21 protein-coding genes are annotated in these 22,490 nt (G+C 68.2%); 10 read left to right on the top strand and 11 right to left on the bottom strand.

Features of this window, described 5'->3' with window-relative positions:
• Positions 1 to 3: 3 nt before the first annotated feature.
• The 3 genes from ACFYRH_RS18300 to ACFYRH_RS18290 are packed head-to-tail and all read left to right on the top strand — an operon-like array spanning position 4 to position 3,800.
• On the top strand, positions 4 to 1,434 hold the full coding sequence (locus ACFYRH_RS18300; protein WP_387775949.1) for an NtaA/DmoA family FMN-dependent monooxygenase: 1,431 nt from the start codon (positions 4 to 6) through the stop codon (positions 1,432 to 1,434).
• 1 nt (position 1,435) lies between these two features.
• Positions 1,436 to 2,800: an NtaA/DmoA family FMN-dependent monooxygenase gene (locus tag ACFYRH_RS18295; protein ID WP_387775946.1), complete on the top strand. Its 1,365-nt coding sequence runs from the start codon at positions 1,436 to 1,438 to the stop codon at positions 2,798 to 2,800.
• Between the two features lie 10 nt (positions 2,801 to 2,810).
• Entirely contained in the window at positions 2,811 to 3,800 is a 990-nt protein-coding gene (locus ACFYRH_RS18290) for an aldo/keto reductase (protein WP_387775943.1), read from the top strand.
• A gap of 27 nt (positions 3,801 to 3,827) precedes the next feature.
• Here the strand turns inward: ACFYRH_RS18290 and ACFYRH_RS18285 are convergent, their stop codons facing one another.
• Both ACFYRH_RS18285 and ACFYRH_RS18280 read right to left on the bottom strand, forming a co-directional pair.
• Complete coding sequence (locus ACFYRH_RS18285) at positions 3,828 to 4,643, bottom strand: sulfurtransferase (protein WP_387775941.1); 816 nt, start codon at positions 4,641 to 4,643, stop codon at positions 3,828 to 3,830.
• 98 nt (positions 4,644 to 4,741) lie between these two features.
• Complete coding sequence (locus tag ACFYRH_RS18280) at positions 4,742 to 5,674, bottom strand: NAD-dependent epimerase/dehydratase family protein (RefSeq protein ID WP_387775938.1); 933 nt, start codon at positions 5,672 to 5,674, stop codon at positions 4,742 to 4,744.
• Positions 5,675 to 5,751: 77 nt separating this feature from the next.
• Between ACFYRH_RS18280 and ACFYRH_RS18275 the strand changes: the two genes are divergently transcribed.
• Positions 5,752 to 6,309, top strand: coding sequence for a TetR/AcrR family transcriptional regulator (locus tag ACFYRH_RS18275; RefSeq protein ID WP_387775935.1), 558 nt, complete (start codon positions 5,752 to 5,754; stop codon positions 6,307 to 6,309).
• A 1-nt stretch (position 6,310) separates the two neighbouring features.
• Here ACFYRH_RS18275 and ACFYRH_RS18270 read toward each other — a convergent pair whose 3' ends face one another.
• Positions 6,311 to 7,219, bottom strand: coding sequence for a LysR family transcriptional regulator (locus tag ACFYRH_RS18270; RefSeq protein ID WP_387775932.1), 909 nt, complete (start codon positions 7,217 to 7,219; stop codon positions 6,311 to 6,313).
• 149 nt (positions 7,220 to 7,368) lie between these two features.
• Here ACFYRH_RS18270 and sfnG point away from each other — a divergent pair, with 149 nt between their 5' ends.
• The 5 genes from sfnG to ACFYRH_RS18245 are packed head-to-tail and all read left to right on the top strand — an operon-like array spanning position 7,369 to position 11,842.
• A complete protein-coding gene (gene sfnG, locus ACFYRH_RS18265; RefSeq protein ID WP_387775929.1) occupies positions 7,369 to 8,469 on the top strand; it encodes a dimethylsulfone monooxygenase SfnG in 1,101 nt (366 codons plus the stop codon).
• A complete protein-coding gene (locus tag ACFYRH_RS18260; RefSeq protein ID WP_387775926.1) occupies positions 8,466 to 9,674 on the top strand; it encodes an SfnB family sulfur acquisition oxidoreductase in 1,209 nt (402 codons plus the stop codon). The genes sfnG and ACFYRH_RS18260 overlap by 4 nt, the downstream gene beginning before the upstream one ends.
• A 10-nt stretch (positions 9,675 to 9,684) precedes the next feature.
• Positions 9,685 to 10,845: an LLM class flavin-dependent oxidoreductase gene (locus ACFYRH_RS18255; RefSeq protein WP_387775923.1), complete on the top strand. Its 1,161-nt coding sequence runs from the start codon at positions 9,685 to 9,687 to the stop codon at positions 10,843 to 10,845.
• Complete coding sequence (locus ACFYRH_RS18250) at positions 10,842 to 11,342, top strand: NAD(P)H-dependent oxidoreductase (RefSeq protein ID WP_387775920.1); 501 nt, start codon at positions 10,842 to 10,844, stop codon at positions 11,340 to 11,342. Before ACFYRH_RS18255 ends, ACFYRH_RS18250 begins: the two co-directional genes overlap by 4 nt.
• Positions 11,339 to 11,842: a flavin reductase family protein gene (locus ACFYRH_RS18245; RefSeq protein ID WP_387775917.1), complete on the top strand. Its 504-nt coding sequence runs from the start codon at positions 11,339 to 11,341 to the stop codon at positions 11,840 to 11,842. The genes ACFYRH_RS18250 and ACFYRH_RS18245 overlap by 4 nt, the downstream gene beginning before the upstream one ends.
• Before the next feature lie 18 nt (positions 11,843 to 11,860).
• Here the strand turns inward: ACFYRH_RS18245 and ACFYRH_RS18240 are convergent, their stop codons facing one another.
• The 8 genes from ACFYRH_RS18240 to ACFYRH_RS18205 all read right to left on the bottom strand — a co-directional run bounded on the left by ACFYRH_RS18240 (position 11,861) and on the right by ACFYRH_RS18205 (position 21,754).
• Positions 11,861 to 13,030, bottom strand: a complete 1,170-nt coding sequence (locus ACFYRH_RS18240) for an acyl-CoA dehydrogenase family protein (protein ID WP_387775914.1) — start codon at positions 13,028 to 13,030, stop codon at positions 11,861 to 11,863.
• Positions 13,031 to 13,041: 11 nt separating this feature from the next.
• Positions 13,042 to 14,694: an ABC transporter substrate-binding protein gene (locus ACFYRH_RS18235; protein ID WP_387775911.1), complete on the bottom strand. Its 1,653-nt coding sequence runs from the start codon at positions 14,692 to 14,694 to the stop codon at positions 13,042 to 13,044.
• Complete coding sequence (locus tag ACFYRH_RS18230; protein ID WP_387775908.1) at positions 14,694 to 16,130, bottom strand: LLM class flavin-dependent oxidoreductase; 1,437 nt, start codon at positions 16,128 to 16,130, stop codon at positions 14,694 to 14,696. The genes ACFYRH_RS18235 and ACFYRH_RS18230 overlap by 1 nt, the downstream gene beginning before the upstream one ends.
• On the bottom strand, positions 16,123 to 17,751 hold the full coding sequence (locus ACFYRH_RS18225) for a dipeptide ABC transporter ATP-binding protein (RefSeq protein ID WP_387775905.1): 1,629 nt from the start codon (positions 17,749 to 17,751) through the stop codon (positions 16,123 to 16,125). The genes ACFYRH_RS18230 and ACFYRH_RS18225 overlap by 8 nt, the downstream gene beginning before the upstream one ends.
• Positions 17,748 to 18,557, bottom strand: a complete 810-nt coding sequence (locus ACFYRH_RS18220; RefSeq protein ID WP_387775902.1) for an ABC transporter permease — start codon at positions 18,555 to 18,557, stop codon at positions 17,748 to 17,750. Before ACFYRH_RS18220 ends, ACFYRH_RS18225 begins: the two co-directional genes overlap by 4 nt.
• Positions 18,554 to 19,486, bottom strand: a complete 933-nt coding sequence (locus ACFYRH_RS18215; RefSeq protein WP_387775899.1) for an ABC transporter permease — start codon at positions 19,484 to 19,486, stop codon at positions 18,554 to 18,556. The genes ACFYRH_RS18220 and ACFYRH_RS18215 overlap by 4 nt, the downstream gene beginning before the upstream one ends.
• Positions 19,487 to 19,488: 2 nt before the next feature.
• Positions 19,489 to 21,093: an ABC transporter substrate-binding protein gene (locus ACFYRH_RS18210; protein ID WP_387775896.1), complete on the bottom strand. Its 1,605-nt coding sequence runs from the start codon at positions 21,091 to 21,093 to the stop codon at positions 19,489 to 19,491.
• A 289-nt stretch (positions 21,094 to 21,382) separates the two neighbouring features.
• Complete coding sequence (locus tag ACFYRH_RS18205) at positions 21,383 to 21,754, bottom strand: winged helix-turn-helix transcriptional regulator (RefSeq protein ID WP_387775893.1); 372 nt, start codon at positions 21,752 to 21,754, stop codon at positions 21,383 to 21,385.
• Between the two features lie 129 nt (positions 21,755 to 21,883).
• On the opposite strand from ACFYRH_RS18205, the gene ACFYRH_RS18200 reads away from it, so the two are divergent.
• Positions 21,884 to 22,444: an NADPH-dependent FMN reductase gene (locus tag ACFYRH_RS18200; protein ID WP_387775890.1), complete on the top strand. Its 561-nt coding sequence runs from the start codon at positions 21,884 to 21,886 to the stop codon at positions 22,442 to 22,444.
• Positions 22,445 to 22,490: the final 46 nt, after the last annotated feature.

Genomic DNA, 22,490 nt, shown 5'->3' with positions numbered 1-22,490 from the left:
CCCATGCGCCAGCTCCATCTGGGCTACATGTACTGGCTGAACGGCACCCACTGGGGTGGCTGGCGGCATCCGGACGCGCCGACGGCGCACGCGTTCGAGCTGGAGTACGCGACAAAGGCGCTGAGGATCGTCGAGGACGCGAAGTTCGACTTCTTCTTCCTCGGCGACACACTGCCCGGCGACATCGTCCGTGAGCAGTGGATCACCACCCACAACACCGGGCGGCTCGAACCGTTCACGCTGGCCTCGCAGCTCGCCCTGCAGTCGTCGAAGATCGGGCTCGTCGTCACGGCGCACCCGACGTTCTACGAGCCGTACATCCTGGCCCGTCTCACCGCTTCGCTGGACCACCTCAGCGGCGGCCGGCTGGCCTGGAACGTCGTCCTCGGCGCCAACGATCTGGCAGCGCGGAACTTCAGCCTTCCCGACCTCGGGGGAGCCGACCGATACGAGCGTGCGGACGAGTTCATCGCGGTCATCCAGCGGCTGTGGGACAGCATCGAGCAAGGCGCCTACCTGCAGGACAAGAGCACCGGGCGGTACATCGACGAGAGCAAGATCCACCGCCTGAACTGGCAGGGCAAGTACTTCCAGGTGGCCGGCACGCTGCCACTGGAGCGGCCGCCACAGGGGCACATTCCGTTGCTGTACGCCGGGGCGTCCGAGCTGTCCCGGGAGCTGACCGCGAGGTGGGCCGACGTGAACTTCACCGGCCCCGCGACGCCGGAGGAGTCGATCGCGTTCAACGCCGACGTCCGGCAACGCGCCGTACGCCTGCGGGGGCGGACCGATCCGATCTTCTTCCTGCCCGGCATCGCTCCGCTCATCGGTGACACTCGCGCGGATGCGATCGAGTTGTACGAAGGACTGAACACGCTGCTGCCGTTCGACGACGACCTGGTCGAAGGCGACCAGGACGAGTCGTTCTGGTCAGGTCCGGACTGGGAGCGGATCGCTTCCTCGCGCTTCCCGCTGCCGAAGGGGGTGCGCAGCGTCCGGTCGTTGTCCGAGCGGATCGGGGCCGACCTGCGGCCGCTCGGCCCGGACGGCGTGATCAAGCCGGACGCCGCCGAGCGGTTCAACGACTACGGCCAGGGACTGCTGCGAGCGTTGACGGATCGGACCGACCGCACGGTCGACACGGGGGCGGTGCGGGTGCGCGACCTGCTGCACGCTGCCGTCGCCGGCGGCTTCCCGCTGGTCATCGGGACCGCGGAACACGTCGCCGACACCCTGATCGACTGGTTCGACCGCGGCGCGGCCGAGGGCTTCAACGTGAACTCGCCGTACCTGTGGAACCAGCTCGAGCGCTTCACCGGTGAGGTGGTGCCGATCCTGCAGGAGCGCGGCGTGTTCCGTACCGAGTACACCACCGACACCTTCCGCGGGCACTTCGGCCTCGATGTCCCGCCCAACACGTTCACACAGGAGTGACATGTCGAATCGACGGAAGCTGCGCCTCGGCCTGGCGGCGTACGGCACCGGCTGGGACCTGGATGCCTGGCGCTTGCCAGAGGCAACCAACACCGGACTCCGCGACCCCAGCGTGATCCTCGACATCGCCCGGACCGCCGAGCGCGGCAAGCTGGACTACGTGTTCGCCGGCAGTGCGCTGGGCAGCGAGCCGGACCGGCTGAACCGGATCTACCGCTGGGACAACTTCGTGTACGCCGGGTACGCGGCCGCGCTGACCAAGAACCTGGGCTTCCTGATGTCGGTGAACTCGTCCTTCGAGCACCCGTACGCGGTCGCCCGGCAACTCGCCACGCTGGACAATTTCACTGCCGGCCGGACTGCACTGAACGTGGTCTTCGGTATCGACCGCGACGGAGACCCGATCGGCAACTACGGCAAGAACCCGGTGCCCACCGAGGAGACGAAGTACGACCGGGCGCGCGAGTTCACGGCGGTCGTGAACCGGCTGCTGTACGAGAGCTGGGACGACGACCTGCTGCTCGACGACAAGGCCGGCGGCACGCTGATCAAGCCGGGGTCCTGGCACCAGATCGATCACCACGGTGAGCATTTCGACGTCCGGGGACCGCTGAACGTGCCGCCGCCGGTGCAGCCGCACATCCCGATCGTGCAGGTCGGGTTGTCCGAGGAGTCACTGCGGTTCGGGGCCGACTACGCGCAGGTGCGGTTCTCGCCGTACTTCGGGATCAGCCGCGGCAAAGAGGAGTACCGCAAGCTGAAGGAGCGGGTCGCGGCGAACGGGCGGGACCCGGAGAAGTTCAAGATCATCCCGGGGATCACGTTCTATCTGGCCGGTACCACGCGGGAAGCCGTGGCCAAGTTCAACGAGATCAACGCGCTGCAGCTGACCGAGGACATCCCGGCCGCGTTCTCGGCCGCGCTCGGCGTGGATCTCTCGCGGGTTCGCGATACCGAGCGGGTGCTCGACGTCGTGGACGTGGAGGCGCTCGACGACGCGGCCTTGAGGCCCTTCATCAGCGATCGTGCGCGGGACGTGAAGAACGACCGGGAGCTGCTACGGCAGGTGCTGACCACGCAGGTGGGTGAGGACGCGACGCTGCGGGAGCTCTACCAGTATGTGCAGCGCTCGCGGCACGAACAGCAGCCGGCGGTGGTCGGGGACGCCGCCAAGATCGCGGACTGGCTGGAGGAGAACATCGAGGAGAACGTACTCGACGGGGTGCAGTTGTTCCCGCCGTACCACCGCGGTCCTGCTGATCTGTTCGTGGATCTGGTGGTGCCGGAACTGCAGCGGCGCGGGATCTTCCGAAGCGAGTACGAGGCGTCCACGCTGCAGGGCCTCCTCGACACCGACGAGTACTGAGGAGAGTGTTGTGGGTCATCGGCAACTGGGGTCGTCCGGTTTGGTGTTGTCCGAGATCGGGGTCGGCGCCAGCACGTTCGGCCGCTCGGGGATGCGGGCGACCGATCAGGACACTGTCACCGCGATCGTCGACCGCGCTCTGGAGCTCGACGTGACGTACTTCGATCTGGCCGAGGGGTACGGCGACCACCCCGGCCAGAGCGAGGAACTGTTCGCCGCGGCACTCGGCAACCGTCGAGAGAAGGTTGTCATCGGCACCAAGTTCGGCCTCAACCTGTCGCGCGCACGTGGCCCGGCGTACTCGAGGCCCGGTTCGCGGAAGTACATCGTCGCCGCAGTGGAGGAGTCGCTCCGGCGCCTGCGCACCGACTACATCGACCTCTACCAGATCCACTTCCCGGACCCGTCGACGCCGATCGAGGAGACCTTGTCGGCGCTCGACACGCTGGTGCGGTCCGGGAAGGTCCGGTACGTCGGTGCGTCCAACTTCAAGGCCTGGCAGTTGGCGGACGCCGATCACGTCGCCCGCGACAACGGCCTGAGCCGGTTCGTGTCGACGACCGACGAGTACAACCTGCTGTGGCGCAAGCCCGAGGAAGAGCTGATCCCCGCGCTCAGGCACTACGGGCTGGGCTTCATCCCGTACTTCCCGCTGCAGAACGGTCTGCTCACCGGCAAGTACGCCGCCGATCGCGCGCCCGCCGAGGCGAAGATCACCAACCTCAAGCGGTACCTGCTGCGATCCGCGCCGTGGGAGGCGCTGGCGAAGTTCGAGCAGTTCGCCCGCGACCGGGGTATCACGCCGAGCACCGCGGCCCTGGGCTGGCTCCTGGCTCAGCCGACCGTGACCAGCGTGATCGCCGGCACCACCGTGCCGGAGCAACTCGACGAGAACGTCCTCGCCACGCGCTGGACCCCGACCACCGACGAGGAAGCCGAGCTGCGCGGCCTCTTCGCCGGTGACCTGTCCGGCGGCCCAGGAGTCGTCGACCGCGGCTGACACCGGCCGCCGGCGGTTGGGGGCGTGTCAGCCAGGGTGGGCGCCGGGGCGGTCGCCCGTTGCGGACGGGCGCGCCGGGTCGGTGATCCACTGTGACCACGAGCCCGGGTACAGCGCCACCTCGATCCCGAGTTGCGCCAGCGCGAGCACAGTCGTGCTCGCTGACACCCCGCTTCCGCAGTACGCACCGATCTCACGTCCATCGAGATACGTCCCGTACAGCTCCTTCAGGGCCTCCGTGTCGAGCAGCTCGCCGTCCGCGAAGTTGGCCGAGCCGGGAACGCTGTGGGCGCCGGGGATGTGCCCGGCCCGTGGGAGCTGCGGGTCGCCGAGGTACGCCGCCGTACCGCGGGCGTCGAGCAGGTGCCCGGTCGATGCGAGCCGAGCGGCGTCGTCGGGGGAGAGGACCGGCAACGAGCCGGGGCGAACCACCACCGAACCCTCGGCGGACTTCGGAACGTCGGTGTCCAGCTCCTCGCCGACTCGTTGCCACGCCCGCAGTCCGCCATCGAGGAACCGCACGTCCGCGAGACCCGCCCAGCGCAGCGTCCACCAGGCCCGGATCGCGACCGCGGGGTTGTCCCGCGAGTAGACGACGACTGTGCTGCCGTCGTCCACGCCGCACCGCCGCAACACGCCCTGCAGTTCACCGGCGTCCGGCAGCGGCGCGTTGCCGGACGTCTCTGTCCGGCGCCCGACGAGATCCAGCTCCAGCACGATCGAGTGTGCCCCGGGCAGATGCCCGTCCAGGTACCCCGCATCCGAGTCCCGACCGACCTCGAGGACGACGGTCGGCACCCCGTGCCGCAACCGGGCGGCAAGCCGCTCCGCCGAGATGACCATCGAACCCACTCCTCGCCAGTCGATATGTGTCGCAGGTGGTAATACTAAATAGCGAGAAGGTTGTTCTATGTATCAGATCGCATCGCGGACAGGTTTGCTCAATTCCGGTAGTAGGCATCTCCACGGAGGTCGTCGAGCCACGTCGCCCGGGTGGCCTTCCAGCCCAGCAGCTCATGGGTGCGGTGCGCGGACGCCGGGCCGTCGGTCGACCAGAAGCCGCCGAGGAAGCCGAGGTAGCCGCCGATCTGGGATTCCGGCACCGAGATCGCGGGCAGGCCGAGGCCGGCCGCAATCGCCTCGGCGACCTCGCGGATCGGTACGCCTTCCTCGCCGACCGCGTGCAGGACCGAGCCCGCCGGGGCCGACTCCGCCGCGAGCCGGAACAGGGTCGCGGCGTCGTCCCGATGCACCGCCGGCCATCTGTTGGCGCCGTCGCCCGCGTACGCCGACGCGCCCGCAGCCCTGGCGGCCGCCACAGCCGCCGCGGTGAACCCGTTGTCGCCGGCGCCGTGCGTGGCCGGCGGAAGCCTGACGATGCTCGACCGGATGTCGCGATCCGCGAGCGAGAGTACGTGCCGCGCGGTCTCGGACCGGTCTCCACCGCCGCTGATCGGCCCGGCCGCGGCGTGCGCGATGCGGCCGTCGTTCTCGGTCGCAACGACGCCAGGTGCCACACCGACGACGCCGAGGATCCCCGATGCGACCACCAGCGCCTTGCCGGTGCCGGACAGCCGCTCCGCGAACACGTCGACCACGGCCCTGTCGTCCTGTGCCGCCTGGGCGTAGTTCCCGGCGAACGCGAGGTCGTGCTTGAAACCCAGGTGCACCACCGCGTCCGCGCTCGCCGCCGCGGCGCCGAGGACGTCGTGGTCGTCGAGTGTCCCGGGTACGACGTCCACGCCGGTCGACCGTAAAGCGGTCGCGGAACGATCCGAGCGCGCCAGCGCGGAGACCGTGTGGTCGTGCGCAACGAGGTCTGGGACCAGGCGGGAACCGATCCACCCGGATGCGCCGGTGACGAAGATGTGCATATCTGCCTCCTGTGGGACTGCTGCCTGACGCCAATTATTGATACGATCGTTCAAGGAATTCAAGCGAAAGGATTGCGATGGCCGGCAGGCCCGTGAATCAGCAGCGTCGTGACGAACTCCTCGACGCCGTCGTCGGATACGCCGTCGAGCACAGCTTCGCGGAGCTCACCTGGCGGCCGCTGGCGTCGGCGCTCGGTGTTACGCCGACCACGCTCGTGCACCGGTTCGGGAGCAAAGAACAGATGATCCAGGCTGTCCAGGAGCGGCTCCGGGAGCGGATCCTCGCCGAGACGGCACCACCTGACGGTGCGGACACGGAACTGCCGGCGTATGTGCGGCGAGTCTGGGACCGTGCGTCCGCGCCGGAGCGGGCCGGCGAGTTCCGGCTGTTCTTCGCGGTTTACGGGCAGGCGCTCCAGGCGCCTGGGAGCTTCACGGACTTCCTCGACCACGTCATCGCCGACCCGGTCAACGCGTTCGCGGCCGGCGCGGATGATCCTGATGCCCGACGTACGGCGACGCTGGTGATCGCGATGTTGCGCGGTCTTCTCCTCGACCTGCTCACGACCGGCGACCGCGTGCGAGTCGACGCGGCGGCGGACGCGTTCATCGCCACCCTCGAGTCGGGGTGCTGACTCAGGAGGCGAGCCGGGGCCGGTCGTGCGGGTCGGTGAGCGTGGCGACCAGGTCCTGGACGGCGCGCGTGGGGCGGGATTCGCGGCGTTGGAGAACGACCATCGTGACGGCTGTGCGGTCGTCCGCGATGGGGCGGCTCGTGATCAGGCCGGTGCGGGTCAGGAGATCGTCGGTCACGCTGTAGTCGGGGAGCACGGTCAGGCCGAAACCTTCGGCGACCATCGTCTTGCCCATCTCGGCACCGTCGGTGCTGTGCCAGTCGCGGGGGAGTGCCGAACCGAAGATCCGGTGCGCGAAGCGGTGCATCACGTAGCCGGCGCGCATGCCGACGAAGGGCTCGGCGCGCAGTTCGTCGACGGTTACCTCTGCCCGGGAGGCGAGTTCGTGGCCGGTCGGCATGACCACCACCGGATGTCCGTGGCGGACCGGCGTACCTTCCAGGCCGGGTGGCGTGTCGTCGCCGCTGAGCAGGTTGACGAGGCCGACGTCGAGACCGCCCTCGGCGAGCGAGGTTTCGATCTCGCTCTGTTGGAGGTTGCGGATCTCGACGGTCGCGCCGGGCCGGGCGGCCTGGAATCTGCGCAGCGCGGGCAGCAGCAGGGACGACGTACCGGCGTTCACCGTGCCGATGCGGAGCATGCGGGCGGCAGCTGTCCGGTCGCCGGCGGCGGACTTCAGCCGGTCGACCGCTTCCAGGACCTCGATCATGTTCCGCAGCAGGTCGCGTCCCTCGGCGCTGATCCGGGCTCCGGACCGGCGACGGTCGAGCAGTGGTACGCCGAGTTCGCGTTCGAGCTTCGCGATCGCCTCACTGAGCGCCGGCTGGGAGATGTGCAGATGCTCGCTCGCGCGGCGCAGTGAACCGTGCTGGGTCACGGCCGCGATGAACTCGAGCTGCTCGATACGCATCTCCACCTCCGTCGTTCTCGGATCCACCGATCCGGTGATCGGCAATAGCTGGCAGCAACACCCTTGAACCCTTCCCATTGTCCAGTAATCCTGTCGACATTAACCACCGAATCAGAACGTGAGACGGGCGTCGTCGAGGGAGCCGGCACATGACCAGCAGAGATCCGCTGAAGTTCGCCTACTGGGTGCCGAACGTGAGTGGCGGCCTGGTGGTCAGCAAGATCGAGCAGCGCACCGACTGGAGCTACGAGTACAACCGGCAGCTCGCCGTCCTGGCCGAGAACAACGGGTTCGAGTATGCGCTGACCCAGGTCCGCTACATCGCGTCGTACGGCGCGGCGTACCAGCACGAGTCCACGAGCTTCAGCCTCGCGCTGCTGCTGGCCACCGAGCGGCTGAAGGTGATCGCGGCGATCCACCCGGGCCTGTGGCAGCCCGGTGTGCTCGCGAAGTTCATCGCAAGCGCCGACCAGATGTCCGGTGGCCGGGCCGCGATCAACGTGGTGAGCGGCTGGTTCAAGGACGAGTTCACCAAGCTTGGCGAGCCGTGGCTGGAGCACGGTGAGCGATACCGGCGTTCGGAGGAGTTCATCCGGTACGTGCGGGAGATCTGGACGTCGGAGCACGCCGAGTTCAGCGGCGACTTCTACCGGTTGCACGACTTCGACTTGAAACCGAAGCCGGTCGTGTCCGCGGGACGGCCGTACCCGGAGATCTTCCAGGGCGGCAACTCGAGTGACGCCCGCGGCATGGCCGGCCGGGTCTCGGACTGGTACTTCGCGAACGGCAACACGCCCGAGGGGATCGAGGAACAGATCCGCGACGTGAGTGACGTGGCCCAGGTGCACGGCCGGTCGGTGCGGTTCGGGGTGAACGGGTTCGTGGTGGCGCGGGACACCGAGGTGGAGGCCCGAGACGTGCTGCGGGAGATCATCGACAAGGCCGACCACGAGGCGGTCGAGGGCTTCGGCGCGGCGGTCAGGCAGGCGGGGCAGTCGACGTCGGACAAGAAGGGCATGTGGCAGGACTCGGAGTTCGCCGACCTGGTGCAGTACAACGACGGCTTCCGGACCGGTCTGATCGGTACGCCGGAGCAGGTCGCGGAGCGCATCGTGGAGTACAAGCGGCGTGGGGTGGACCTGTTCCTCCTCGGCTTCCTGCACTACCTCGAGGACGTCGAGTACTTCGGTCAGAAGGTTCTGCCGATCGTCCGTGAGCTGGAGGCCGCCGAGCGGGAGCGGGTCGGATGACGCTCACGCCGGCGGCGGCAGCGCGGGTCCCGGTCCTCGATGCCGAGGAGGCAACGCTGGTCGCCCGGCGGCAGGCGGCCGAGATCGCCGTCGGCGCGGTGGAGCGGGACTCCAAGAGGCTCCTCCCGGTCGTCGAGGTCCGCGGACTGGCCGAGAGCGGCCTGTTGGCGATCACGGTGCCGCCGGAGTACGGCGGGGCGGGTCTCCCGCCGTCCGTGGTGGCCGAGGTGTTCCGCATCGTCGCGGTCGCCGACCCGAACGTCGCGCAGATCCCGCACAGCCACTTCGTCTACCTGAACCAGGCGGTCCAGCAGGGTACGGAGGAGCAGAAGCAGCAGATCTTCGGCGAGGTCCTCCGCGGGCGGACCATCGGTAACGCGCAGTCCGAGCGAGGTACGGCCCATGTCCGCGACTTCCGGACGACGCTGACGCCCGACGGTCCCGGTCGTTGGCGGCTGGACGGCACCAAGTTCTACTGCACCGGCGCGCTGCTCGCCGATCGGGTCGCGGTGCTGGCACATCGCGGCGTCGACGGGCCGATGGCTGTCGCCTGGGTTGATCGCGACGCACCGGGCCTCGAGATCATCGACGACTGGGATGCCGTCGGGCAGCGAACCACGGCGAGCGGCACCGTCCGGTTGACCGAGGTCGCGGTCACCGACGAGTGGATCACGCCGTACGCCGTCATGTTCGACACCCCGCAGACGTACGGCGCTTATGCGCAGCTTCTGCACGCGGCGATCGACGCCGGGATCGCTCGCGCGGCGCTCGACGATGCCGCCGAATTCGTCCGCACGAAGAGCCGCCCGTACCCGGATGCAGGCGTGGAACGCGCCGCGGACGACCCGCTGGTCGTGCAGGCGTTCGGCGAGCTGGAGCTTGCCGTGCGGGCCGCGGACGCCGTACTCGCTGAGGCGGGTCGCGCGCTCGATCGCGCGAACGGCGACCTCACCGCGGAGTCGGCAGGTGCCGCCAGTCTCGCGGTGGCCGCGGCGCGGGCGATCACGACGAAGACGTCCGTCGAGGTGTCGAGCAGGTTGTTCGAGGTGTCCGGCACCCGATCCGCGCTGGCCGAGCTCGATCTCGACCGGCATTGGCGCAACGCGCGCACGCACACCCTGCACGATCCCGCGGCGTGGAAGGTCCAGCACCTGGGGCGCTGGGCCGTGGACCGCGTACTCCCGCCACGGCACGGACAGATCTGAGAGGACCTGGATGTCAGAACAGCTCAAGTTCCATTGGTTCCTGCCGACCAACGGCGGCGACGGCCGTCAAGTGGTCGGCGGCGGTCACGGCGTGACGGCCGGTGCGTCCGGGCGTCCCGCCTCCGTGCCGTACCTGGGCCAGATCGCGCGCAGTGCGGAGCAGCTCGGTTTCGAGGCCGCACTCACCCCGGCCGGTGCCTGGTGCGAGGACGCCTGGATCAGTACGGCGATGCTCAGCACCGTGACCGAGCGCCTGCAGTTCCTGGTCGCGTTCCGTCCGGGGTTGATCTCGCCGTTCCTGGCGGCCCAGATGGCGGGCAGTTTCCAGAACCTCTCCGGCGGGCGGTTGCTGCTGAACGTGGTGACCGGCGGGGAGAGCCACGAGCAGCGGATGTTCGGTGACTTCCTGGACAAGGAGGGCCGCTACGAGCGATGCGGCGAGTTCCTCGAGATCGTCACCCGGCTCTGGGCGGGGGAGACCGTGACGTTCCAGGGCCGTCACCTCCAGGTCGAGGAGGCGACGCTCGCGCAGCGACCCGACCCGGTCCCGGACATCTACTTCGGAGGCTCGTCCGACGCGGCGCTCACCGTCGCGGCGCGGCACGCCGACGTCTACCTGACCTGGGGCGAACCGCCGGAGGCGGTCGGGGAGAAGATCGCCCGGGTGCGCAAGTTGGCTGCCGGCGAAGGGCGTGAGCTGCGGTACGGCATCCGGCTGCACACCATCGCTCGCGAGACATCCGAAGCGGCGTGGGCCGAGGCGGCGCGACTGCTCGACGGGATCTCCGACGAGCAGATCGCCACCGTGCAAGCAGGTCTGAAGCGCAGCGAGGCAGAGGGGCAGCGCCGGATGCTCGCACTCAACGAGGGCACGAAGGACGGCCTGGAGATCTACCCGAATCTCTGGGCCGGCGTCGGCTTGGTGCGCGGCGGCGCGGGCACCGCGATGGTCGGTTCCTACGGCGACATCGCCGACCTGGTCGAGCAGTACGCCGCCGTCGGGATCGAGGAGTTCGTGCTGTCCGGATACCCCCACCTGGAAGAGGCGTACTGGTTCGGCGAAGGCGTGTTGCCTGAACTCGCGCGCCGTGGCCGCTGGCAGCATCCGGCGCCGGTTGTGTCACGGGCGTCCGTCCCGTTCGCCGGACCGGCCGGAAAGGCGGCCTCGTGAGCACGGCAGTCGTCGTCGGCAACCCCAAGCCGCAGAGCCGCACCCTGACAGCCGCCACGCTGGTCGCGCGCGAGCTCACCGGTGTGGAGCCGGATCTTGTCGTGGATCTCGCCACGCTGGGGGCAGAGGTCCTGGACTGGCACTCGACTGCCGTCAGCGAGCTGGTCGACCGGGTCGGCTCGGCAGACCTCGTCGTGGTCGCGAGTCCGACGTACAAGGCGACCTACACCGGATTGCTGAAGCTGTTCCTCGATCGGTTCGCCGGCGGGACCGGCCTCCGAGGCGTCGCCGTACCGCTGATGCTGGGCGCGGGACCGGGACACGCGCTGGCACCTGAGCTCCACCTGCGGCCTTTGCTGACCGAGCTCGGTGGGATCGTGCCCGGGCGCGCGCTCTATGTCGTCGACAGTCAGTACGACGATCCGTCGGCCTACGCGGACTGGCTCGAGATCACGCGTCCGAGGGTGTCCACGTTGCTCGGGCGGCTCCCGGCATGAGTACGTTCCCGACGAATCAGGATCTTGATCCGACGTTGTTGAGGGCTGCGTTCGGCGCCTTCCCGAGTGGTGTGGTGGCGGTGGCGGCCGAAGTCGATCGGACGCTGGTCGGGCTTGCGGCAAGTTCGTTCACGTCGGTGAGCCTGGATCCGCCGCTGGTCTCGGTGTCGGTGGCGAAGGCCTCCAAGACGTGGCCGGCGCTGCGGCGCGCCGCCAGGCTCGGACTCACGGTGCTGGCCGATCACCACGGCGAGGTCTGCCGTCAGCTGGCCGGGCCGGTCAACCGGCGGTTCGACGGGGTCGCCATCAGTGCGACCGCGGAGGGCGCGGTCACCCTCAACGACGGGCTCGCGCGCTTCGACTGCTCGATCTACCGCGAGGTCGAGGCCGGCGACCATGTCGTGGTGCTGCTCCAGTTGCATGCCGTCGACCACGCGGACACATCCCCGCCGTTGATCTTCCATCGCAGTGGCTTCGGCCGACTGGCCGCCTCAGCCTGAGGCGGCCGGCCAGCGGGTTCAGCCCCGAGCAGCGTTCCAGGCGCTGCTCGGGGCGACGTCGTTCAGCAGGTAGTCGCCGATCAGGCGGGACTTGTAGATCGCCGGATTGTGATTCGCGACGGTGCGGGCGTTGCGCCAGTGACGGTCGAGCTGGCGGGTCGTGCTGGTCGCCGACGCACCACCCACCTCGAACAAAGTGGTTGCCGCGCGCAACACCAGGTCGATGACCGTCAGCTGCGCCTGGTACGTGGCGACCTCGGCCGCGTCGACCAGGCCGGGGGTGAGTACGCCGGCTCTGGCGGCGTCGGCTGCCTCGCCGGTCTGCTCGGCCGCGGCCAGTACGGCGGCCTCTGCGGTGAACGACCACGCCGACAACTGTCCGACGACCTGCTGTACGAGCGGATCTTCCCGTGGCACCGGGTTCACCGCCGCGGCGTACGTCCGGTCGCGGGGCTTGACGAAACCGACAGCGTCCCGGACGACCGCGCGCCCGATACCCGCGAGTGTTGCCAGCAGCACCAGCTGGAAGAACGCCAGCAGGTGGCTCGGCCCGCGATCACGGAACTGGTAGATGTTCTCCGGTGCGACCTCGACGTCCTCGAATACCGTCGTACCGCTGCCGGTCAGCCGCTGACCGAATCCGTCCCAGTCGTCCGACCGCGTGATGCCGGCGGAGTCGGCGGGCACGCTCACCGACACCCGGTCGTCCGCGCGTACCCCGCCGACCGAGATCCAGTCGGCGAAGAGCGTCCCGGTGCTGTAGTACTTCGTCCCGTTGAGCAACCCGTCCGGGCTCAACGTGGTCCTGGTGTCTGCGAGTGAGCTGTTCCCCAGCTCGCTGGAGGCGTTTCCGATCAGCGCCCCGCCCGCGATCTCGCGGCCCCAGCGCTCCCGGGCGTGCTGATCGGTGTCGATCAGTCGCGCCTCCGTGAACGCGAAATGGCCACGCAGCAGCTGCGGGAGATTCGAGTCGGCTTCACCGAGCTCGATCAGCAGCCGGAACAGTTGCGGCAGGCTCGCGCCCGATCCGCCGTACGCCACCGGGACCCGGACCGCGCCGAATCCCGCCTCTCGCAACCACTCGATCTCCTTGAACGGCAGCTCCCGGTCACGTTCGCGGGCGACCGCACCTTCCGCGATGCGCTCGAAGATCGGCCGGAAGCGGCTTGCCAGGTCTTCGTAGTCCACTGTTGGTCCTCTCATCGGGATGCGAGCCAGGCGCCGGTGAGCACCGGCTGCGGGTGGGAGGTGTCGACGGCGACCCCGTGCAGTCGCTTGTGATAGGCCCACTGCGCGTTCGCCTCCCACAGCGGCAGCGCGGGGACCAGTTCGATCAGCCGGTGCTGCGCGGCGCTGTACAGCTTGGCCGCCGCGGGACCGTCCGGGGTCTGGCGTGCCTTCAGTAGGAGGTCGTCGAGCTTCGCGTCCTTCAGGTACGACGCGTTCTGGCCGATGCGGGCACTGGTCGAGATCTCCGCGGAGCTGTAGCGGATATAGAGCACGTCGGTGGTGTTGGTGTGCCAGTAGCCGGAGGTCAGGTCGTAGTCGCCGGCGTACCGGCGGTCGGTGACCTGGGCCTGCGGCAACTGTTCGATCCGCAGGTCGATGCCGACCGACTTCAGCTGGCCCTGGATCTGGACGAGTTGCGGGCTGGGCGTAGCGCTCTCGACCGTCGGCAGCGCGAGCGAGAGTCGCTTGCCGGCCTTGGTGCGATAACCCTGTGCGTCGCGTGCGGTCCAGCCGGCCTGGTCGAGCAGTTGGTTGGCGAGGGGTACGTCGTACTTGAGGATGCCCTCGGTGGTTTTGTCGTAGTACTTCGAGTTCGAGGCGAGGTAGTTGTCCTTCACCGGGAAGTACCCGAAGCCGACGCTCTTCGCGACCGCGGCGACGTCGACGGCCGCCACGACGGCGCGTCGTACCGCCAGATCGTTGAGCGGCGCGCGGGAGGTGTTGAACCAGATCGCGTTCGGATGACCGGTTCTCGTCAGGTTCTCGAACGTCAGGTCCTTGTTGGCCTCGACGGCCTTCGCGTTCTGCGGCGGCACCAGGTCGGTGATGTCGTACTGGTTGCTGTTGAGCGCATTGAACCGTACGACGGCCTCCGGGACGATCGTCACCTCGATCCGGTCCAGGTACGCCTCGCCGGTGTGGTTCAGCCAGGTCGGTGCCCAGTTGTAGCCCTTGCGCTTGACGTAGGTGATGCTCTGGTTGCGGTGGTAGCTCTCGACCTCGAACGGTCCGGTCGTGATCGGCTTGGCGCACAGCGTTTGCGGCGATTCCTTGATCGCCTTCGGTGAGAGCACGCCGAGCCACGACTGTGCGAGCACGTAGGTGAACGGGGTGTACGGGTACGACAGGTGCACCTCGAGGGTGCGGTCGTCGACGACCTTCGAGTCCTTGTACGGCGCGATGTACGCGGCCGCGAGTGGTGACTTGGTCTTCGGGTCCCGCATGTGCTCGAGGTTGACCTTGAAGGCTTCCGCGTTCCACGCCGTGCCGTCGGAGAACGTGACGCCCGGCTTGAGCTTGAACGTGTACGTCTTGCCGTCGGGGGAGACCGTCCAGGAGTCGGCGAGGTACGGCGCCGGGTTGCCGTCGCGATCCAGCGTGGTCACGGTGTCGTAGGCGATCCGGCCGAGGAACTGGTTCAGGCCGGAGGAGATCGCGTGCCCGTCCAGGCAGAGCGGATCACCGGACACAGCGAACTTCAACGTGCCGCCGCGCACGGGTTGCCCGTCCGCAGCCGGTCGACCGGCCGTTGCGCTCGCGCCGCATCCGGCCACGGCGGCTAGAGCGCCCAGGGCAACGACTGCTGCCAGAGCGGAAACGATGCGGTGCCGCGCGGCGCGCATCACGCCACCTCGGCTTCGGGAGCGCTCGGCTTGCCGGTCGTGAAGCCGGCGGCGTCGCGGACGGCCGGGTCGCGGTAGCGGGCACCCGGATGGGTGTCTGGCAGGTAGTTGCGGCCGGCACCGAACAGTCGCTCCCGCAGCGTCTCGCCGTCGGCGTACGACTCGCGGTACCGGCCGCGCCGCTGGAGCTCGGGGATGAGCAGCGTGGCGATGTCCTCGGCCGTTCCGGGCGTGAGGAACTGGCGCAGGTTGAAGCCGTGCACGCCGGACTCGTCGACCCAACCGATCAGGGTGTCGGCGACCTCCTTGGGCGTACCGGCGACGAAGAACGCGCCGCGTGAGATCTTGCTGAACTGGTCGACGATCTCACCGACCGTCTTGTCCTGGTCGTAGCGGCGCTCGATGCGCTGATAGCCGGGGTCCTTGCGGGCGATGATGTCCGCGATCCTGGTGTCCCGGGGGTACTTCGCCCAGTCGAGCCCCGCGCCGGCGTGGGCCAGGTGCCCGTCGACGCTGCGCAGCCGCTCGAACTCGGCGACCTTGCGGGCCACCTCGTCGTCGTTCCGGCCGACGATGACGGCCGCGCCGGGGAAGAACCGGACGGCGTCGCGGCCGCGTCCGTTCCGCTCGGCCTGGGTCCTGATGTCGTCGGCGTGCTTGCGCAGGTCGTCGACGGAGCGGCCGCCGAGGAAGACCGCCTCGGCGTGCTTGGCGGCGAACGCCTTGCCGGCGTCGGAGACCCCGGCCTGGAAGATCACCGGCGTCCGCTGTGGTGACGGCTCGGACAGGTGCGGGCCGGCCACCTTGTAATACGCGCCTTCGTGGTTGACGTAGCGGACCTTGGCCGGATCGGTGTAGATCCGTTGGTCGCGGTCGAGCTGCACCGCGTCGTCGTCCCATGACCCTTCCCAGAGTTTGTAGGTGACGTCGAGGTACTCGTCGGCGATCTGGTAGCGGTGGTCGTGCTCGATCTCATCCGCGAGGCCGAAGTTGCGGGCCGCGTTCGGCAGGTACGACGTGACGACGTTCCAGCCGACCCGCCCGTTCGTGAGATGGTCGACCGTGCTGAGCCGGCGGGCCCACGCGAACGGCGGCTCGTAGCTGGTGGAGAAGGTGACTGCGAAGCCTAGATGCTTGGTCACGGCGGCCATCGCCGGCACCACCAGCAGCGGGTCGTTGTTCGGGATCTGCACGCCCTCCCGCAGCGCCGTCTCGGGTCCGCCGCGGAAGCCGTCGTACGCGCCGATCACGTCGGCGATGAAGACGGAGTCGAACAGGCCGGCCTCGAGGATCTGGGCCAGCTCGGTCCAGAAGCCGAGCTCGTTGAAGCGGTGCCGGTTGTTGTCCGGATGGGTCCACAGGCCGTGCGAGATGTGGCCGGGGGTGTTCATCTCGAACAGGTTGAGATGGATGTGTTCAGGCCGGTGATCAGACATTGACGGCCACTCCTTCGTCGTACCGGTCGGTGTCGAGGGCGGGGATCGCGTGGAGAAGTTCGCGGGTGTAGTCGTGCCGGGGTGCGCTGAAGACCTGCTCGATGTCGCCGGACTCGACGACCTTGCCGTCGCGGAGCACGAGCACCCGGTCGGCGATGTGATGCACGACTCCGAGGTCGTGCGAGATGAACAGGTAGGCGACGCCGAGCTCCTGCTGAACGTCGGCGAGCAGGTCAAGGATCTGGGCCTGTACCGAGACGTCCAGCGCGGACACCGGCTCGTCGCAGACGACGACCTGGGGTTCGGAGACCAGCGCCCGGGCGATCGCGACACGCTGGCGTTCACCGCCGGACATCTCGATCGGGCGGCGCCGCAGGAAGTCACTGCTCAAGCGCACGAGATCGAGCAGTTCGCCCGCACGCTGCCGGCGGGCCGCGCGGCTGGGCGCGGAGATGGCCTCGTCCAGAACCCGGCCGACGGTGAACCTGGGGTCGAACGAACTGAGCGGGTCCTGGTAGATCACCTGCAGGTTGCGGTGCGCCCGCCGTCGCTCCGCGCCGCGCAACGCGTGCCAGGACCGGCCGTTGACGAGCACCTCGCCGCCTGATGGGCTCTCGATGCCGAGGACGATCCGCGCCGTCGTCGTCTTGCCGGATCCGGACTCGCCCACGATCCCGAGCGTTTCACCGGCGCGGAGCTCGAACGACACCTCGTCCACCACGGTGCGGCTGACGTGATCCGGTCCGGTGAACTGCTTGACCAGATCTCGGGCCTCGACCACCACCTCGGTCCGCGGTTCCCGCCGTACGACGGGTTCGCTGGACGTCAGCCGGCGGCCACGGGAGCGCCGGGACGGTACGGCGTCGAGCAGTGCCTTGGTGTACGAGTGCTGGGGATTGCCGAGCACTTCGTCGACGGTGCCGGTCTCGACGATCTCGCCCCGTCGCATCACCGCGATCCGCTCCGCGATCTGGGCCACCACGGCGAGGTCGTGGCTGACCACGAGCATCGACGTACTGCCTGACTTGAGCGTTCGCAGCAACTCCAGGATCTGCGCCTGCACAGTCGTGTCCAGCGCGGTCGTCGGCTCGTCGGCGATCAGGAACGTCGGCGCCGTACCGATCGCGGACGCGATCAGCGCTCGTTGCCTGAGGCCACCGGACAGCTCGTGCGGGTACTGCTTGGCTCGCAGTTCGGGCTCGGGTACGCCGACGGAGGTGAGGAGCTCGACAACCTTGCGTTCACGCTGCGGCCGGGTGAGCTCGGTGTGCAGCGACAGCGGTTCGGCGATCTCCTTGCCGACCGGGCGGAGGCCGTCGAGGGACGCCAGTGCGTCCTGGAGTACGAATCCGATCCGGCCTCCGCGCAGCCGCCGCCAGTCGCGTGCGCCGAAGCCGAGCAGGTTCTCGCCCTCGAATCTGAGCTTGTCCGCGGTCACGGTCGCACCGGTCCCGGTGAGCCCGACCAGGGTCCGGGCGGTCACGCTCTTGCCGGATCCCGACTCGCCGACCAGCGCGAGCGCCTCGCCGTCGGCGACGCTGAAGCTGACATCGCGGACGACCTGCTTGGCGCCCCGGCCGGTGCCGAACGTGACGGACAGGTTCTGGACGTCGATGGTCATCGGCCGGTCCTTCCCTCTGAGCGGCGGCGCAGTTCGCGGCCGACGACGGCGATCGAGACGACGGTCAGGGTCAACGTGATGCCCGGGACGAGGATCAGCCAGGGCGCGTTGTCGATGAAGTTCCGGCCGACCGACAAGGTGGCGCCCCACTCCGGACTCGGCGGTGCCGCGCCCAGGCCGAGAAAGCTCAGCGAAGCGCCGGCGCCGATCATCGCGCCGACGCCGATGGTGGCCAGAACCAGCAGCGGCTTGATCGAGTTCGGCAGCACGTGCCGCACCACGACCCGGAGGCGGGACAGGCCGAGCGTGGTCGCGGCTTCGACGTACGTCGATCGGCGGACGACGTGAGCCTGCGCCCGGACCAGCCGTGCGTAGTACGGGATGCCGCCGACGCCGAGGGCCCAGATCGCGTTCTGCGTGCCGCCGCCGAGCAGGGTGATGACCACGAGGGCGAGGAGCAGTTCCGGTACGGCGAGAGCCACGTCGAGGAACCGCATCACCGCGCCTTCGACGACCCGGTGCGACAGACCCGCGACCAGTCCGATGATCACCCCGCCCAATGCGGCGATGGCCGTCGCGGCGAATCCGATGGTCAACGACAAACGCGCGCCGTAGATCATCCGGCTGAGTACGTCCCGGCCGGAGTCGTCGGTGCCCAGCAGGTGCCCGGATCCTGGTGGCAGGAAGCTGCTCGCGGAGTCGACCAGCAGCGGATCGTGCGGTGCGAGCAGGTTGGGTACGGCGACGGCCAGCGCGAGCAGGAACAGGAAGAACCCGGCCAGCGTGAGCCCTGGACGGAAAGTCATGCGGTCACCACCCTCGGGTCGATCGCGGTGTAGGCGAGGTCGACGATCAGGTTGACGACGACGTACACGCCCGCGGACAGGATCACCACGCCGAGGACGAGCGGGATGTCCTTGGAGTACACGGCGTTCAGCAGCAGCGAGCCCACGCCCTGGCGGGCGAACAGCGTCTCGGTGATGACCGATCCGCCGAGCAGCGCGGCGACCAGGAAGCCTGACATCGTCACGGTCGGGATCAGCGCGTGTCTGAGCGCGTGGTTCACCCGGACGGCCGCGTCGGTGAGGCCACGAGTCCGTGCGGTCAGGATGAACGGCTGCTCGAGGACGTCCTCGAGTTCGTTGCGCAGCACCTGGGTCAACGTGCCGATCACCGCGAGTGCCAACGTTGCCGCGGGCAACACCAGCGCCAACGGCCCGTTGTTGCCGCCGATCGGGAACAGCGGCACGGTGAACGCGAATGCGATCAGCAGACCGAACCCGATCACGAATGTCGGCGTGGAGGCGAACACGACCTCGATCCCGGAGAACAGCGAGCGCAACCACGGACGTCGGTGAGCGGTGATCAGTGCGAGCACGATCGACGACACGACCGCGAGAACGCCGGCGCTGAAGGCCAGTTGGGCCGTCGCGCCGAGCTGCTGCGTGATGGCGTCCAGCACCGGGATCCGCAGTACGTAGGACTGTCCGAGGTCGCCGTGGGCGAGTCGTCCGATGTAGTGGAGGTACTGCAGCCAGACCGGATCGTTCAGTCCGTATTCGAGCCGGACCTGGTCGAGAACCTCCTGGGTGGGCCGCGCGTCGGGTCCGCCCAGGATGGCGAGCGCCGGGTCCCCAGCCGTCAGCTGAAGCGCGAGGAACGAAAGCGTTGCGGCACCCCACAGGACCAGTACGGCGAGCACGAGGCGCACCGCGATGCGTTTGACATAGCGCATGGTCAGCTCCCGATCCAGGCGGTGGTGAAGACGGGGATCGGATGCGAGGTGTCGATCTGGATGCCCTTGACCAACTTGTTGTAGGCCCATTGGCTGCTGTTCTCGTAGAGCGGCAGACCTGGTACGAGTTCGACAAGCCGTTGCTGAGCTTCGCCGTACAACTTGGCTGCCTCCGGACCGTCCGGCGTCTCTCTCGCGGTCTGCAGGATCTTGTCGAGTTGCGGGTCGTTCAGGTACGCCGCGTTCTGGCCGATCCGCTTGCCGGTGATCTCGGAGGAGTGGAAGCGGATGTACAGCACGTCCGGGGTGTTGGTGTGCCAGACACCGCCCATCGCGTCGTAGTCGCCGTCGTAGCGTCGTTCGGTCAGCTGCGCCTGGGGGAGTTGCACGATCTGCAGGTCGATGCCGACCTTCTTCACCGCGCCTTGGATCTGGACGAGTTGCGGTGTCGGCGTGGCAGCTTCGACGGTTGGTGCGATCACGATCAGGCGCTTGCCGTTCTTCGTGCGGTAGCCGTCCGCGTCCCGGCCGGTCCAGCCGGCGGCATCGAGCAACTGGTTGGCGCGCGTGACGTCGTACTTGAGCTTGCCCTCGGTCGACTTGTCGTAGTATTTCGTCGGCGTGGCGAGGTAGTTGTCCTTCGGGGTGAAGGTGCCGAAGCCGATGCTGCGGGTGATCGCCGGTGCGTCGACGGCGGCGACGAATGCCTGGCGAACCTTGAGGTCGTTGAACGGCGCCCGGGACAGGTTGAACATCAGGACCCACGGGTTGCCGGTGCGGACCAGGTTCTCGTAGGTGAAGTTCGGGTTCTTCTTCAGCGCTTCGGCGTTCTGCGGTGGGGCGGACTCGGTGATGTCGTACTGGCCGCTGAGCAAGGAGTTGTAGCGGACGACCGGTTCGGCGACGACGGTGATCTCGATTCGATCGATATACGCCGAGCCCTGGTGCTTGAGCCAGGACGGTGCCCAGTTGTAGTCGGGACGCCGTACGTAGGTGATGCTCTGCTGGCGCTGGTACTTCTCCAGCACGAACGGGCCGCTCGCGATCGGCTTGTCGCACAAGATTTGTGGCGACTCCTTGATGGCCTTCGGCGAGAGGATCCCGAGCCACGACTGCGCCAGGTTGTAGAGGAACGGCGTGTAGGCGTAGGACAGCTGGACCTTCAGCGTGTACTCGTCGACGACCTGACTGCTCTGGTACGGCGCGATGTACGCGGCCGCGAGGGGAGACTTGGTCTTCGGGTCGCGCATGTGCTCGAAGTTCGCCTTGAGCGCCTCGGCGTTCCAGTGCGCACCGTCGCTGAAGGTCACGCCCTTGCGGAGCTTGAACGTATAGCTCTTGCCATCCGGTGAGACCTTCCACGACTCCGCGAGGTACGGCGCTATGTTGCCGTGCTCGTCGACCGTCGTCAGCGTGTCGTACAGGATCCGGCCGAGCAGCGCCTGCTGGGTGGCGGAGACGGCATGCGCATCCAGGCATCCCGGCTCGGCGGAGATGGACAACTTGAGCGTCCCGCCGGTGCGCGGAGGTCCGTCGGGGGAGGCCGGTTTGCTCGGCCCGCCGCAGCCAGTGATCAGAACGGCGACGGCGATGAAAAGTGTGGTCAATCGGGTACGACGTGGAATGGCGGCCACGGCAGTCCTCTGAAGGAAGGCGCCGTCGAGCGACGGCGAGCATGACAGGGCGGACGACAGCACCGCGACGGGCCGCGATGCTGTCGCCAGAGATGTGCGACGTCAGGTGCTCAGCAGTTGCAGATCCCGCCGGGCAGACGCATCAGGTCCACCACCAGGCGTGTGGTGAGCAGCGGAGTCGCGTACATAAAACTACTATCTCAACCTTTTTACTACACTTAGGGGTCGTCTCGCGTTCCGGACGTCCCTCGGCAGTTGACGCTCAGGCGTCGTACGTACGGCGGTGGTCGGTGACCTGGGCGCGGGTGTTCTCGGCCCATTTCGTGAGCTCTGTGAGCGGTTCGAGCATCGATCGGCCGAGTGGGGTGAGGGCGTACTCGACGCGCGGTGGCACCTCGGCGTACGCGGTCCGGGTGACGAGGCCATCGCGCTGCAATGAGCGCAGTGTCTGGGTGAGCATGCGGTGGGAGATGCCGGGCAGGTCGCTCATCAGTTCGGTGAACCGGCGCGGCCCGTCGATGAGCCGGGAGATCGTCGCCAGCGACCAGGTGTCGCCGACTCGGCGGAGGACCTCTTTGGTGTGCTGCCGGGACGCCTCGGACGCGCACAGGTCGGTGGTGGCTTCCTGTTCCATTTCTTCCCTCCGTGTGCGTGACGCACTAAATAGTGCGGGTGGCGAGGCCGGTATGGAAGGCGTTCCTGGCCGGTTGGCAACTGTCGACGGTCCGCTCGGGATCGATCATGACAGACAAGGTGGAAGCCCATGACGAATATCGCGATCATCGTCGGAAGCACCCGTCCGGGGCGGCACGGAGCGGCCGTCGGACAGTGGGTTCTGGAGCAGGCGTCGACACGTAGTGACGCCAAGTTCGAACTGGTGGATCTGCTGGACCACCCACTGCCGCACCTCGACGAGTCGCTGCCGGCGTCGGCAGGTCAGTACGCCGGTGAGCACACGAAGCGCTGGTCGGAGACCATCGATCGGTACGACGGGTACGTGTTCGTGACGCCGGAGTACAACCACTCGACACCGGGTGCGCTGAAGAACGCGATCGACTACCTCTACCGCGAGTGGAACAACAAGGCGGCCGGCTTCGTCGGGTACGGCGTCGTCGGCGCGGCCCGGGCCGTCGAACACCTCCGCCTGATCGCCGCCGAACTGCAACTGGCAACCGTCCGCGGCCAGGTGGCGCTGTCGTTCTACACCGACTTCGAAAACTTCGTGACGCTCCAGCCCGAGCCGCGCCAGCTCGACGCGCTCTCCGAACTACTCGACCAGGTCATCGCCTGGTCCAACGCCCTGGCCGTCGTCCGCCAGGGCTGAAACGCCCACGGCGCCGGGCAGGCGAGCTGCCCTGCCCGGCGCGCGG

This window comes from Kribbella sp. NPDC004875 (assembly GCF_042873375.1).
Lineage (GTDB): Bacteria > Actinomycetota > Actinomycetes > Propionibacteriales > Kribbellaceae > Kribbella.
The sequence above is the reverse complement of the archived record's forward strand: the minus strand, read 5'-3'. Positions and strand labels throughout refer to the sequence as shown.

Bases quoted from the DNA above. Each gene is read 5' to 3' on its own strand.
- ACFYRH_RS18225 (WP_387775905.1), bottom strand. From the start codon at position 17,751: ATGACCATCGACGTCCAGAACCTGTCCGTCACGTTCGGCACCGGCCGG.
- ACFYRH_RS18200 (WP_387775890.1), top strand. From the start codon at position 21,884: ATGACGAATATCGCGATCATCGTCGGAAGCACCCGTCCGGGGCGGCAC.
- ACFYRH_RS18275 (WP_387775935.1), top strand. From the start codon at position 5,752: ATGGCCGGCAGGCCCGTGAATCAGCAGCGTCGTGACGAACTCCTCGAC.
- ACFYRH_RS18220 (WP_387775902.1), bottom strand. From the start codon at position 18,557: ATGACTTTCCGTCCAGGGCTCACGCTGGCCGGGTTCTTCCTGTTCCTG.
- ACFYRH_RS18245 (WP_387775917.1), top strand. From the start codon at position 11,339: ATGAGTACGTTCCCGACGAATCAGGATCTTGATCCGACGTTGTTGAGG.
- ACFYRH_RS18280 (WP_387775938.1), bottom strand. From the start codon at position 5,674: ATGCACATCTTCGTCACCGGCGCATCCGGGTGGATCGGTTCCCGCCTG.
- sfnG (WP_387775929.1), top strand. From the start codon at position 7,369: ATGACCAGCAGAGATCCGCTGAAGTTCGCCTACTGGGTGCCGAACGTG.
- ACFYRH_RS18295 (WP_387775946.1), top strand. From the start codon at position 1,436: ATGTCGAATCGACGGAAGCTGCGCCTCGGCCTGGCGGCGTACGGCACC.
- ACFYRH_RS18260 (WP_387775926.1), top strand. From the start codon at position 8,466: ATGACGCTCACGCCGGCGGCGGCAGCGCGGGTCCCGGTCCTCGATGCC.
- ACFYRH_RS18300 (WP_387775949.1), top strand. From the start codon at position 4: ATGCGCCAGCTCCATCTGGGCTACATGTACTGGCTGAACGGCACCCAC.
- ACFYRH_RS18285 (WP_387775941.1), bottom strand. From the start codon at position 4,643: ATGGTCATCTCGGCGGAGCGGCTTGCCGCCCGGTTGCGGCACGGGGTG.
- ACFYRH_RS18205 (WP_387775893.1), bottom strand. From the start codon at position 21,754: ATGGAACAGGAAGCCACCACCGACCTGTGCGCGTCCGAGGCGTCCCGG.
- ACFYRH_RS18270 (WP_387775932.1), bottom strand. From the start codon at position 7,219: ATGCGTATCGAGCAGCTCGAGTTCATCGCGGCCGTGACCCAGCACGGT.
- ACFYRH_RS18215 (WP_387775899.1), bottom strand. From the start codon at position 19,486: ATGCGCTATGTCAAACGCATCGCGGTGCGCCTCGTGCTCGCCGTACTG.
- ACFYRH_RS18255 (WP_387775923.1), top strand. From the start codon at position 9,685: ATGTCAGAACAGCTCAAGTTCCATTGGTTCCTGCCGACCAACGGCGGC.
- ACFYRH_RS18230 (WP_387775908.1), bottom strand. From the start codon at position 16,130: ATGTCTGATCACCGGCCTGAACACATCCATCTCAACCTGTTCGAGATG.
- ACFYRH_RS18235 (WP_387775911.1), bottom strand. From the start codon at position 14,694: ATGCGCGCCGCGCGGCACCGCATCGTTTCCGCTCTGGCAGCAGTCGTT.